Source organism: Streptomyces sp. NPDC023723 (assembly GCF_040639815.1).
Classification (GTDB): Bacteria; Actinomycetota; Actinomycetes; order Streptomycetales; family Streptomycetaceae; genus Streptomyces.
Window position 1 is genome coordinate 1 of record NZ_JBFAAP010000007.1, and the last position, 11,496, is coordinate 11,496.

Below are 11,496 nucleotides of genomic sequence, written 5' to 3' on the forward strand. Positions count from 1 at the left end.
CCACGACCGGCCCGGCCGACTTCGCCGCCACCGCCACCGGCGCGGCGCCCGCCGCCGCGCCGGCCGGCCGGAGCACGGTCCGCCCGAAGTCCCGGACCAGCGCCGCCCGTACCGCGGCCGGACCGCCGGCCCGGGTGGCGGCCGGGCGGCCCGCGCAGGTCAGGGTGGCCGCGGACCGGCCGGTGAGGGCGGCGGCGAGCAGCGCGGCGTCCGGCTCGTGCTTGGCGTACGCCTCCGGGAAGCCGCTGCGCTGCACCCGCTGGGCGGCGACGGTCAGCGGCAGCCGGGTGTAGCCGGGCACCTCGGCCAACTCGTCGTAGAACCGCCCCGCCGCGTACATCGGGTCCATGATCTGGGCCGGGGCGCCCCAGCCCTGCGAGGGCCGCTGCTGGAACAGGCCGAGGGAGTCGCGGTCGCCGTGCCGGACGTTGAGCAGCGCCGACTCCTGGAGCGCGGTCGCCAGGGCGATCGTCACCGCCCGTTCGGGCAGCCCGCGCGCGGTGCCGACGGCCGTGACGGTCGCCGCGTTCACCGCCTGCTCCGGCGTGAACGTGTACTGACCGTCACCGTCCCCGGCCGCGACGACCGTGCAGCCGGTCGCGCCGGTGCCCGCCGTGAGGTACTGGACCACCAGGTATCCGGCGAGCGCGGCCAGCACCAGCAGGGCCGCCCCGCGACGGAACAGACGGCCTCGACGATTGCGGACGGTGAGCGGCTGTGACACGCGGTACAAGGTACTGGAGGGCGGGAACGATGTCCGAACAGGCACGAGCGGTGCCCGAAAGGGCAGGGCGTTAGGGTCGGCGTCATGGCCGACACCCCGCTTGACCTCTCGCTGAACGCCGCCGAGCTGACCGCCCGGCTGGTCGACTTCCCCTCCGTCAGCGGCTCCGAGCAGCCGCTCGCCGACGCGATCGAGGACGCCCTGCGCGCCCTGCCGCACCTGACGGTCGACCGGTACGGCAACAACGTCGTGGCCCGCACCGACCTCGGGCGCGGTGAGCGGGTGATCCTCGCCGGGCACATCGACACGGTGCCGATCGCGGACAACGTGCCCTCGCGGCTGGACGCGGACGGGGTGCTGTGGGGCTGCGGCACCTGCGACATGAAGGCGGGCGTCGCGGTGCAGCTGCGCATCGCCGCCACCGTCCCGGCCCCCAACCGGGACCTGACCTTCGTCTTCTACGACAACGAGGAGGTCGCCGCCGACCTGAACGGGCTCAAGCACATCGCCGAGGCGCGGCCCGAGTGGCTGGCCGGCGACTTCGCGGTGCTGCTCGAACCCTCCGACGGGCAGGTCGAGGGCGGCTGCCAGGGCACGCTGCGGGTGCTGCTGAAGACGGCCGGCGAGCGCGCCCACTCCGCGCGGAGCTGGATGGGCGCCAACGCCATCCACGCCGCCGCCCCGATCCTGGCCCGCCTCGCCGCGTACGAGCCGCGTTACCCGGTGATCGACGGCCTGGAGTACCGCGAGGGCCTCAACGCGGTCCGGATCGGCGGTGGAGTGGCCGGCAACGTGATCCCCGACGAGTGCGTGGTCACCGTCAACTTCCGCTACGCGCCCGACCGTTCCCCCGAGGACGCCCTCGCCCACGTCCGCGAGGTGTTCACGGACTGCGGGGTGAGCGAGTTCGTCGTCGACGACCACAGCGGCGCCGCCCTGCCCGGCCTGTCCCACCCGGCCGCCGCCGCCTTCATCGAGGCGGTCGGCGGCACCCCGCAGCCGAAGTACGGCTGGACCGACGTCTCCCGGTTCGCCGCGCTCGGCGTCCCCGCGGTCAACTACGGCCCCGGCAACCCGCACCTGGCGCACAAGCGGGACGAGCGGGTGGAGGTGGCCAAGGTGCTGGCGGGGGAGGAGCGGCTGCGGTCCTGGCTGACCGCGTGACGCAGGCGTGGTTTGCGGCGCTGCACGGCGGACATGCTGAGGTACCCCGCACGTAACCCGCGTGGATCTACGCTGAGGTGGAACGACCGCACGACGCAAGGGAGCGCCCATGCCCACCGGCAACCCGATCGGCAAGAAGCAACCGCCGGACGAGCAGCGCACCGGGCCGGTCCTGCGCAGGCGGGACCAGGTCAAGGCGAGCACCACCGACCAGCGGCTGCTGGACGAGCGGGCCCCCACCGACTGGGTGCACACCGACCCCTGGCGGGTGCTGCGCATCCAGTCGGAGTTCATCGAGGGCTTCGGCACCCTCGCCGAACTCCCGCCCGCGATCAGCGTGTTCGGCTCCGCGCGCACACCGGCGGACTCCCCGGAGTACGAGGCCGGGGTCCGGCTCGGCCGCGGCCTGGTGGAGGCCGGCTTCGCGGTGATCACCGGCGGCGGCCCCGGCGCCATGGAGGCGGCCAACAAGGGCGCCTGCGAGGCGAACGGCACCTCGGTCGGCCTCGGCATCGAGCTGCCCTTCGAACAGGGCCTGAACCAGTACGTCGACATCGGCCTCAACTTCCGTTACTTCTTCGTCCGGAAGATGATGTTCGTCAAGTACGCGCAGGGCTTCGTCGTACTGCCCGGCGGCCTCGGCACCCTCGACGAACTGTTCGAGGCCCTCACCCTGGTGCAGACCCAGAAGGTGACCCGCTTCCCGATCGTCCTGTTCGGCACCGAGTACTGGGGCGGACTGGTCGACTGGCTGAAGCACACGCTGGTCGCGCAGGGCAAGGCGGCGGAGAAGGACCTGCTGCTGTTCCACCTGACGGACGACGTGGACGAGGCGGTCGCGCTGGTGTCCAAGGAGGCCGGGCGCTGACCCGCTGACGGTCAGGCCAGGCCCCGGCGGGCCACCGCGGGCGGCCGGTGGCCGGCGATGGACGCCACCATGTCCAGGATCTGCCGGGTCTCCGCCACCTCGTGCACCCGGTACACCTGCGCGCCGAGCCAGGCGGAGACCGCTGTCGTCGCCAGGGTGCCCAGGAGGCGTTCCTTGACCGGCTTGTCCAGGCTCTCGCCGACGAAGTCCTTGTTGGACAGCGAGACCAGCACCGGCCAGCCGGTCGCCGTCATCTCGCCCAGCCGCCGGGTCGCCTCCAGACTGTGCCGGGTGTTCTTGCCGAAGTCGTGCCCCGGGTCGATCAGCACCGACTCCCGGGGCACCCCGAGCGCCACCGCGCGCTCGGCCAGTCCCAGCGTCACCCGGAGGATGTCGGCCATGACGTCCTCGTACGCCACCCGGTGCGGACGGGTGCGCGGCTGGGCGCCCCCGGCGTGCGTGCACACCAGGCCCACGCGGTAGCGGCCCGCGACCTCGGCGAGCTTCGGGTCCACGCCGCCCCACGCGTCGTTCAGGAGGTCCGCGCCCGCCTCGCAGACGGCCTCGCCGACCTCGTGCCGCCAGGTGTCCACGCTGATCACCACGTCCGGGAAGCGCCGCCGCACCTGAGCCACGAAGCCGACCGTGCGCCGCGCCTCCTCCGCGGCGCTCACCTCGTCGCCGGGTCCGGCCTTCACCCCGCCGACATCGATGATCGCGGCCCCCTCGGCGACCGCCCGCTCCACGCGCGCGAGCGCCGCCTCGTCCTGGAAGGTGGCGCCCCGGTCGTAGAAGGAGTCAGGGGTCCGGTTGACGATCGCCATGATCACCGGCTCGTGCGCCTCGAACACGCGCCTGCCCAGCCTGAGCATCCCCTGTGACTCCTTCTCGTCCGTCCGGTGTGCGGGACCTCCTGCGGACCCGGCTGTCAGACTCGCATGGCACGATCGACCCGACACACCCGACTCCGATGCACACGATTCACGCGATTCAATGGGGACCTCGTGAATCCATCCGATGATCCGACCGTGGGGGCCCAGCGGTGGTTATGTTCCTGTTCCTCGTCGTCGCGCTCGCCGTGGTGGTCGCCGCGGTGACCCTCGCCGTGGTCGGCGGCGGCGACAGCGGCCCGCTGCCCGACGCCGCGCCCGAGCGGCTGGTCGACCCGCTGCCCGCCGAGCGGCCGGTGAACCGCGCCGACGTGGAGCGCCTGCGCTTCCCGCTGACCGTCCGCGGGTACCGTATGGCGGACGTCGACGACGCCCTCGGCCGGCTCGGCGCCGAGCTCGCCGAGCGGGACGCCCGGATCGCCGAGCTGGAGTCCGCGCTGGCGGGCGCCCGCGCCGCCGCCCACCGCGTCGCCATGCAGCAGCCCGACGAGGAGGGACGCAGTTGAGCGCAGGAGCCGCCGCCGTCGGTCCGGACGGCGCGCCGCGCTGCCCCTGGGCCGTGTCCACCGCCGACTACCTCACGTACCACGACGAGGAGTGGGGCCGCCCGGTCCACGGCGACGACGCCCTGTTCGAGCGGCTCACCCTGGAGGCGTTCCAGTCCGGCCTGTCCTGGATCACCATCCTGCGCCGCCGCCCCGGCTTCCGCGCCGCCTTCGCCGAGTTCAAGATCGACGCGGTGGCGGAGTTCACCGACGCGGACCGTGAGCGGCTGCTCGCCGACGCGGGCATCATCCGCAACCGCACCAAGATCGACGCGACCCTCGCCAACGCGCGGGAGCTGGCCGGCTGGGCCCCGGGCGAGCTGGACGAGCTGATCTGGTCGCACGCCCCCGACCCGGCGGGCCGGCCGGTCCCCAGGTCGCTGGCCGACGTCCCGCCGGTCACCCCCGAGTCGACCGCCCTGTCGAAGGCGCTGAAGAAGCGCGGCCTGCGCTTCGTCGGCCCGACCACGGCGTACGCCACGATGCAGGCGTGCGGCCTGGTCGACGACCACCTCGCGGACTGCGTGGCCCGCGGCCGCTCCTGAAGCGGGGGAGCTAGCGGCCCAGGTACTTCGGCCGCTCCTTGTCGATGAACGCCCGCACCGCGATGCCGTGGTCCTCGGAGGCGCCCGCCCGGGACTGGAGCTCGTCCTCCTTCTCCAGGGTCTCGGCGAAGGTGTGCGTCAGGCCGTACGCCATCGACTCCTTCAGCGCCGCGTACGCCACCGTCGGGCCCTCGGCCAGGGCCCGGGCCACCTTCTCGGCCTCCGCGCGCAGCTCGGCGGCCGGCACCAGGCGGTTGGCGATGCCCAGCTCGTACGCCTCCCGCGCGGTGATGGTGCGCGGGAAGAGCAGCAGGTCGGCGGCGCGCCCGGGGCCGACCACCCGCGGCAGCGTCCAGGAGACCCCGGAGTCGGCGGTGAGCGCCACGCCGGCGAACGACGTGGTGAACGCCGCCGTCTCGGCGACGATCCGGTAGTCCGCCGCGAGCGCCAGGCCGAGGCCCGCCCCCGCCGCCACCCCGTTCACCGCGGCCACCACCGGCTTGGGCGCCTCGGCCAGCGCCCGCACGATCGGGTTGTAGTGCTCCCGCACCGTGCTCATGGTCCGTTCCGAGCCGGTCTCCCGGTCGGCGGCCAGCAGCCCGATGTGCTCCTTGAGGTCCTGGCCCACACAGAACGCCCGGTCACCGGCCGCGGTGAGCAGCACCGCCCGCACGGCGTCGTCGTCCGCCGCGCTGCGCGCCGCCTCCCGCAGGGCGACCTTGGTCTCGGTGTTCAGCGCGTTCATCGCCTCCGGGCGGTTCAGCGTGATCGTCGCGAGCGCGTCGCTCACCTCGTAGCGCACGGTGTCGGCCATGGCGTATCCCCTCCGCGTCGTCGTACCTGTGCAGGACAGCATGGCGGAGTTCACCGGGGGCGGACCGCGGCGGGGGTGTGACCTCCGTCAAAGAATTCTGGGCCGTATCCGTTCGGCGGAAGTGCGTGCGGGCGCGCAGTATCGCAGTCACATCCCCGAATTGAGTGGTTTTGCTCGCGTGCGTTGCCCAAGCGATGCCGACCGATGTTGGTCATCGGGTCCCGCGATGCGGGATAATGGCTTGGAAGCAATGTGTTCGATGCCGGTGTCGCGTGTCCCGAGTATGGGGCTGCGCGTGCCCTAAAGGGCCGTCGGCCTGGACGATGAACTGGTATCAGGAAGGGGAACGAGCATGGCGGCCATGAAGCCGCGGACGGGCGATGGCCCGCTCGAGGTGACCAAGGAGGGGCGGGGCATCGTCATGCGCGTTCCGCTCGAAGGTGGCGGTCGGCTCGTCGTCGAGCTGACCCCCGACGAGGCCGACGCACTGGGCGATGCCCTCAAGAAGGTCGTCGGCTGACGCGCAAGCGACCATACATGTCCAGTGGGCCCGGTACCGCACGCGGTACCGGGCCCACTGCATGACGGACGTCCCGGCGGACCCGCGCCTACCGTTTCACCGCGCACAGCAGGCCCTCGCCCACCGGCAGCAGGGAGGGCACCAGCTCCTGGCTCTCCCGCACCGCCCGCAGCAGCTCGCGCAGCCGCAGCACCTCGGTGGGCTGCGGGCCCGAGTCGACCGTCCGGCCGTTCGCGAAGACGCCCTCGAACACCACCAGGCCGCCCGGCCGCAGCAGGCGCAACGATTCATCGAGGTAGTCGAGGTACTCCAGCCGGTCGCCGTCGCAGAACACCAGGTCGTAGCCGGCGTCCGCGAGCCGGGGCAGCACGTCCAGCGCCCGGCCCGGGATGAAGCGCGCCCGGTTGCTGGCGAACCCGGAGGCGCGGAACGCCTGGCGGGCGAACTGCTGGTGCTCCGGCTCGGGGTCGACCGTGGTGAGCACGCCGTCCGGCCGCATGCCGTGCAGCAGGTGGATCCCGGAGACGCCGCAGCCGGTGCCGATCTCCGCGACCGCCTTGGCGTCCACGGCGGCGGCGAGCAGCCGCAGCGCGGAGCCCGTGCCGGGCGTCACCGAGCGCAGGCCGGCGTCATGGGCCCGGTCGCGGGCCCAGTGCAGCGCGTCGTCCTCGGCGACATAGGCGTCGGCGAACGCCCAGCTCGTCTGCCGGTTGCCGGTAATGACCCTCTCCTGTCCCCGTTGAAGCCTCGGCGTGACTGTATCCGTTGGCGTCGGGAACCCGCAGATGGGACCGGTCGTTTGAAGGGGTGGGGACGAGACGGCCCAGCCGGGCCGGCCCGAATCAAATTCTCGTAAAACCGCTTATCCGGAGCTAACGGGCGAGGTGGCTATGGTAGGGGCTCCACTGGACACCACCAGAGCCGACAGGGGAGGTGCGGCCGCGCCCGGGGACCGTGGAGGAGTGCTGCGGCGCTTCCTCGCCTCGGTGGGCAGGCCGAAATCCGTGAACGACACCGCTGCTGACCACAGCCCCGCCGCCGGCCCGGCCGGCCAGGACCGGACCGCGACCTTCTCCACCGACGCGGACGGGCAGGCGTGGACTCCGCCCACCTGGGAGGAGATCGTCAGCACGCACAGCGGCCGGGTCTACCGGCTCGCCTACCGACTGACCGGCAACCAGCACGACGCCGAGGACCTCACCCAGGAGGTCTTCGTCCGCGTCTTCCGCTCCCTGTCGACCTACACGCCGGGCACCTTCGAGGGCTGGCTGCACCGCATCACGACCAACCTCTTCCTGGACATGGTCCGCCGCAAGCAGCGCATCCGCTTCGACGCGCTCGGCGACGACGCCGCCGAGCGGCTGCCGAGCCGGGAGCCCACCCCGCAGCAGGTCTTCAACGACGCGCACTTCGACGCCGACGTCCAGCAGGCGCTGGACACCCTCGCGCCCGAGTTCCGCGCCGCCGTCGTCCTGTGCGACATCGAGGGACTGTCCTACGAGGAGATCGCCGCGACCCTGGGCGTCAAGCTCGGCACGGTCCGCTCCCGCATCCACCGCGGCCGCTCCCAGCTGCGCAAGGCCCTCGCCCACCGCTCGCCCCAGGCACGCGCCGAGCGCCGCTCCTTCATGCCGCGCGTTCCCGCACTGGGAGGAGGGGGCGCGAGCGCGTGAGCGGTTCACGGCCGAACTCCGAGGGACACCTCGCAGAGCAGCATCTGGGAGACCGACTCTCCGCCCTGGTGGACGGCGAGCTCGGTCATGACGCGCGGGAGCGCGTGCTGGCGCATGTGGCCACCTGCCCCAAGTGCAAGGCGGAAGTGGACGCGCAGCGCCGGTTGAAGAACGTCTTCGCCGAGGCCGCCGGTCCGGCCCCCTCCGAGAGCCTGCTGGCCCGCCTCCAGGGGCTCCCCGGCGGGGACGGCGGCGCACCGGGCGGCGGCGCGCTGTCCGGCTTCTCCGAGCTGGCCGGACGGTTCGGCGGCACCGGGGCCTCCGGGGTCTTCGGGCTCAAGCGGGGGGAGCGGTTCGAGTTCGAGTACGTGCCCTCCCGGTCGCCCGTCTCCTCGGTGCTGGCGCCCGCCGCGCCGGGCCGCGGCTTCCGCATCCACGACGTCGGACGGCACGAATCCGACCGGTCGGCCTCGCGCGGCCTGCGGTTCGCGTTCGCCGCCGCCGGAGCGGTGTCGCTCGCCGCGGTCGCCCTCGGCGGCGTCACGGCCGGTGCGCCGGACAGCACGGCCGAGGCGCGCGGGGCGGGCGCCGGCAGCAATGTCACCCCGGCCCGCACCCAGGGCACGGGATCGGCCACGGCCCCCGAGGCCCAGCGCCGCCGCACCGGCGCGCCGCTGCTCGGACAGGCCGCGGGACAGGGCTCGCCGGGTGACGCGCCGATAGCGTCCACCTCGGTCTCCGCGCCGCTGCTGCCGGGGTTGCCGGCGCCCTCCGCGGGCCCCGACGACCAGAGCGGGCAGTCCGGTCATCCGCTGACCACTCCCGTCATGGCCGGCGCGGTCGCGATGTCCCCGCTGATACGGCCCTTCGAGGCCGTTCCGCCGGTCGCGCTGTCCGCCTGGCCGACGACGCCCGAGGTCAACCCGCCCGGCCTGCTCGCCGCGCCCGTCCCCGACCCCTCCGCGCCCTCGGCCTCGCCGGCCGCGTCCGCCTTCCCTGCCACGCCCTGACCGGCCACCGCGCGCCGGTGACCGGGACAGCGGGGTGAGGAAGGTCTCGCAGCCGCTCGGTTCCCCGGCCGGAGACTGAACCGAATGGCAAACAATGCGGAAAGCGGCCGGACCCGGCGCATGAGGAGCGGACGGGACTGTACCGGTCTCACGGGATGGGCGGGTACCGTGGAGGCGGCCCGGACATCCCAAGGAGCTTCAGGTGTTCAATGACATAGGACCACTCGAGCTGGTCACGCTCGTCGTCCTCGCCGTGCTCGTCTTCGGTCCGGACAAGCTCCCCAAGGTCATCCAGGACGTGACGCGCACGATCCGGAAGATCCGGGAGTTCTCGGAGAGCGCCAAGCAGGACATCCGGCAGGAGCTCGGCCCGGAGTTCAAGGACTTCGAGTTCGAGGACCTCAACCCCAAGACGTTCATCCGTAAGCAGCTGGACAACGACGACCTGGGGCTCAAGGAGATCCGCAGCGGCTTCGACCTGAAGAAGGAGATGGCCGAGGTCACCGACGCCGTCCAGAGCCGCGAGGCGGAAGCGTCCGGCTCCGCCGCGGGCCGGATCGACATGACCAAGAAGCCGGAGAGCACGGCGGGCACCGCCCGCGAGGAGCGTCCGCCCTTCGACGCGGACGCCACCTGACGCCCGACGCTTGTCATACTCCGTTGCGGTGGTGCGCGGCTTGAACCCGCCGCCCGCGCGGCCCACGCGCCGGGCGCTTTCCCGGCCGCCCCGACCGGGGTGGCTATGCTGCCGACTTGTTGTGCGGATCGTACGAGTACGCCCGAAGGGGGGCGGGCCGTGCCGGTCCGACTAGAGCGAGGAGGCGTCCGGGCACATGGAGACGACGAGTCGGGCAGTCGCGCAGGCGTCGGCCGCGGAGGGCGGACCAGCGTCCCCCTCCGCCCCGAGTGCGGTCGACGGCTACCTGCGGGCGGCCTTTCCCTGGTACGGCCTCGACGAGGCGTTCACCGGGCCACGCTGGCTGATGCAGGTCGGCACGGCCGCCGACGGGGCGGTGGAGCACGGCTCGATCGGACACGGGGACGAGCCGTCGGTACGCAACGAGCACGTGGCGGGTGACGAGCAGGACGCCAAGGAGAAGTTCGCGGTCGTGGTGACGGTCGCGGCCAATCCGGTGCGGCGCAGCGCGGATGGTACGGGGACGCTGGAGGCCACCTCGGTGTCCTCGGCGGCCTGGCTGGCCGGGGTGGGGCTGCTGTCCTTCACCTGGCCGGGGCAGATGGACCACTCGCTGCGGGACGACTGGCTGGACCAGCAGACCGAGACGGCGTGGGTCCTTGCGGACGACCTCGACGGGTCCGACTGGTCGACGCTGTCGCTGCCGGTGGACGGTGTGCCGACGCCGTTCCACTACCGGGAGTCGGAGTTCGGGTGGGTGCTGGCCGGGTCCACCGGGCAGGGGGCGCATCTCGGGGCGTACGGGCGGGGGATGAGCGCGTACGGGCTGGCTTTCGCCGCGGTGAAGGACATCGCCGAGTACGCGTGACACGAGGGGCGCCGGTGGTGGCGCCCCTTCGCCGTGGGCGGCCGTAGCTGCGGCGCGGTCGCTCGGCGGCTGCGGCGCGGTCGCTCGCGCGGTCAGTTCTAGAACTTGTTCTTGGGAGTGATCCCCAAGGACAGGCCCGAAAGGCCCCGCTGCCGTCCCCCCAGCTTCCCCGCGATGTCGCGCAGGGCCGACCCCGCCGGGGAGCCCGGGTCGGTCAGGACCACCGGCTTGCCCTCGTCGCCGCCTTCGCGGAGCCGGACGTCGATGGGGATGGCGCCGAGCACCGGGACCGGGGCCCCCGTCGTGCGGGTCAGGCCGTCGGCGACCATCTGGCCGCCGCCGGTGCCGAAGACGTCGACCATCTCGCCGCAGTGCGGGCAGGGCAGCCCGGACATGTTCTCGACCACGCCGACGATCTTCTGGTGGGTCTGCACGGCGATCGCGCCGGCCCGCTCGGCCACCTCGGCGGCCGCCTGCTGCGGCGTCGTCACGACCAGGATCTCGGCGTTCGGCACCAGCTGGGCGACGGAGATCGCGATGTCGCCGGTGCCCGGCGGCAGGTCGAGCAGCAGGACGTCCAGGTCGCCCCAGTACACGTCGGCCAGGAACTGCTGGAGCGCGCGGTGCAGCATCGGGCCGCGCCAGACCACCGGCGCGTTGCCCGGGGTGAACATGCCGATGGAGATGACCTTCACGCCGTGCGCCGACGGCGGCATGATCATGTTCTCGACCTGGGTGGGCCGCCCGTCGGCGCCCAGCATGCGCGGCACCGAGTGGCCGTAGATGTCGGCGTCCACGACCCCGACCTTCAGGCCGTCCGCCGCCATCGACGCCGCCAGGTTCACCGTCACCGAGGACTTGCCGACGCCGCCCTTGCCGGAGGCGACCGCGTAGACCCGGGTCAGGCTGCCGGGCTTGGCGAACGGGACCTCGCGCTCGGTCTGGCCGCCGCGCAGCGCGGTGGCCAGCTCCTTGCGCTGCTCGTCGCTCATCACGTCCAGCGTGACGTCGACCCGGGTGACGCCGTCGAGCCGGGACACCGCCTCGGTGACGCGCTGTGTGATGGTGTCGCGCATCGGGCAGCCGGAGACCGTCAGGTACACGGTGACCGCGACCGCTCCGTCCGCGCCGATCTCCACCGACTTGACCATCCCGAGCTCCGTGATGGGCCGGTTGATCTCGGGGTCGTTCACCGTCGCCAGTGCCTCGCGCACCGCGTCTTCCGTAGCCATGACTCC

At 73.0% G+C, this 11,496-nt stretch carries 14 protein-coding genes; 9 read left to right on the forward strand and 5 right to left on the reverse strand.

The annotated features are described in order from the left end of the window. A partial coding sequence (locus AB0G32_RS10555) for a heavy metal transporter (protein WP_361161161.1) occupies positions 1 to 724 on the reverse strand: 724 nt, incomplete at its 3' end. An 84-nt stretch (positions 725 to 808) separates the two neighbouring features. On the opposite strand from AB0G32_RS10555, the gene dapE reads away from it, so the two are divergent. Continuing rightward, a complete protein-coding gene (gene dapE, locus AB0G32_RS10560) occupies positions 809 to 1,888 on the forward strand; it encodes a succinyl-diaminopimelate desuccinylase (RefSeq protein ID WP_361161164.1) in 1,080 nt (359 codons plus the stop codon). Positions 1,889 to 1,997: 109 nt separating this feature from the next. Beyond that, complete coding sequence (locus tag AB0G32_RS10565; protein WP_361161167.1) at positions 1,998 to 2,756, forward strand: TIGR00730 family Rossman fold protein; 759 nt, start codon at positions 1,998 to 2,000, stop codon at positions 2,754 to 2,756. Between the two features lie 11 nt (positions 2,757 to 2,767). On the opposite strand, the gene folP is transcribed toward AB0G32_RS10565, so the two are convergent. Further along, the gene (gene folP / locus AB0G32_RS10570; protein WP_361161170.1) at positions 2,768 to 3,628 is read right to left on the reverse strand and encodes a dihydropteroate synthase; all 861 of its coding nucleotides are present in this window, start codon (positions 3,626 to 3,628) and stop codon (positions 2,768 to 2,770) included. 176 nt (positions 3,629 to 3,804) lie between these two features. On the opposite strand from folP, the gene AB0G32_RS10575 reads away from it, so the two are divergent. After that, the gene (locus AB0G32_RS10575) at positions 3,805 to 4,152 is read left to right on the forward strand and encodes a DivIVA domain-containing protein (protein ID WP_361161586.1); all 348 of its coding nucleotides are present in this window, start codon (positions 3,805 to 3,807) and stop codon (positions 4,150 to 4,152) included. Then, entirely contained in the window at positions 4,149 to 4,736 is a 588-nt protein-coding gene (locus tag AB0G32_RS10580; RefSeq protein WP_361161173.1) for a DNA-3-methyladenine glycosylase I, read from the forward strand. Before AB0G32_RS10575 ends, AB0G32_RS10580 begins: the two co-directional genes overlap by 4 nt. A 10-nt stretch (positions 4,737 to 4,746) precedes the next feature. Here AB0G32_RS10580 and AB0G32_RS10585 read toward each other — a convergent pair whose 3' ends face one another. After that, entirely contained in the window at positions 4,747 to 5,550 is an 804-nt protein-coding gene (locus AB0G32_RS10585) for an enoyl-CoA hydratase-related protein (RefSeq protein WP_361161176.1), read from the reverse strand. 352 nt (positions 5,551 to 5,902) lie between these two features. Between AB0G32_RS10585 and AB0G32_RS10590 the strand changes: the two genes are divergently transcribed. Further along, complete coding sequence (locus tag AB0G32_RS10590) at positions 5,903 to 6,070, forward strand: DUF3117 domain-containing protein (RefSeq protein ID WP_003966491.1); 168 nt, start codon at positions 5,903 to 5,905, stop codon at positions 6,068 to 6,070. 88 nt (positions 6,071 to 6,158) lie between these two features. On the opposite strand, the gene AB0G32_RS10595 is transcribed toward AB0G32_RS10590, so the two are convergent. Then, positions 6,159 to 6,857, reverse strand: coding sequence for an O-methyltransferase (locus tag AB0G32_RS10595; protein WP_361161588.1), 699 nt, complete (start codon positions 6,855 to 6,857; stop codon positions 6,159 to 6,161). Between the two features lie 103 nt (positions 6,858 to 6,960). Between AB0G32_RS10595 and sigE the strand changes: the two genes are divergently transcribed. The 4 genes from sigE (at position 6,961) to AB0G32_RS10615 (ending at position 10,258) form a co-directional block, all read left to right on the forward strand. Next, positions 6,961 to 7,743: an RNA polymerase sigma factor SigE gene (gene sigE / locus AB0G32_RS10600; RefSeq protein ID WP_361161179.1), complete on the forward strand. Its 783-nt coding sequence runs from the start codon at positions 6,961 to 6,963 to the stop codon at positions 7,741 to 7,743. Next, positions 7,740 to 8,753 carry a zf-HC2 domain-containing protein gene (locus AB0G32_RS10605; protein WP_361161182.1) on the forward strand — a complete coding sequence of 338 codons (1,014 nt, stop codon included), beginning with the start codon at positions 7,740 to 7,742 and terminating at the stop codon, positions 8,751 to 8,753. The genes sigE and AB0G32_RS10605 overlap by 4 nt, the downstream gene beginning before the upstream one ends. Positions 8,754 to 8,955: 202 nt before the next feature. Continuing rightward, entirely contained in the window at positions 8,956 to 9,390 is a 435-nt protein-coding gene (locus AB0G32_RS10610; RefSeq protein WP_361161185.1) for a sec-independent translocase, read from the forward strand. A gap of 196 nt (positions 9,391 to 9,586) precedes the next feature. Then, positions 9,587 to 10,258 carry a hypothetical protein gene (locus AB0G32_RS10615; protein WP_361161188.1) on the forward strand — a complete coding sequence of 224 codons (672 nt, stop codon included), beginning with the start codon at positions 9,587 to 9,589 and terminating at the stop codon, positions 10,256 to 10,258. A 98-nt stretch (positions 10,259 to 10,356) separates the two neighbouring features. On the opposite strand, the gene AB0G32_RS10620 is transcribed toward AB0G32_RS10615, so the two are convergent. Further along, on the reverse strand, positions 10,357 to 11,490 hold the full coding sequence (locus AB0G32_RS10620) for an Mrp/NBP35 family ATP-binding protein (protein ID WP_361161191.1): 1,134 nt from the start codon (positions 11,488 to 11,490) through the stop codon (positions 10,357 to 10,359). Positions 11,491 to 11,496 lie beyond the last annotated feature (6 nt).

Excerpts from the sequence above, each read along its gene's own strand:
- AB0G32_RS10615 (WP_361161188.1), top strand. The coding sequence starts at position 9,587 with ATGGAGACGACGAGTCGGGCAGTCGCGCAGGCGTCGGCCGCGGAGGGC.
- dapE (WP_361161164.1), top strand. The coding sequence starts at position 809 with ATGGCCGACACCCCGCTTGACCTCTCGCTGAACGCCGCCGAGCTGACC.
- folP (WP_361161170.1), bottom strand. The coding sequence starts at position 3,628 with ATGCTCAGGCTGGGCAGGCGCGTGTTCGAGGCGCACGAGCCGGTGATC.
- AB0G32_RS10590 (WP_003966491.1), top strand. The coding sequence starts at position 5,903 with ATGGCGGCCATGAAGCCGCGGACGGGCGATGGCCCGCTCGAGGTGACC.
- AB0G32_RS10565 (WP_361161167.1), top strand. The coding sequence starts at position 1,998 with ATGCCCACCGGCAACCCGATCGGCAAGAAGCAACCGCCGGACGAGCAG.
- sigE (WP_361161179.1), top strand. The coding sequence starts at position 6,961 with ATGGTAGGGGCTCCACTGGACACCACCAGAGCCGACAGGGGAGGTGCG.
- AB0G32_RS10575 (WP_361161586.1), top strand. The coding sequence starts at position 3,805 with ATGTTCCTGTTCCTCGTCGTCGCGCTCGCCGTGGTGGTCGCCGCGGTG.
- AB0G32_RS10585 (WP_361161176.1), bottom strand. The coding sequence starts at position 5,550 with ATGGCCGACACCGTGCGCTACGAGGTGAGCGACGCGCTCGCGACGATC.
- AB0G32_RS10620 (WP_361161191.1), bottom strand. The coding sequence starts at position 11,490 with ATGGCTACGGAAGACGCGGTGCGCGAGGCACTGGCGACGGTGAACGAC.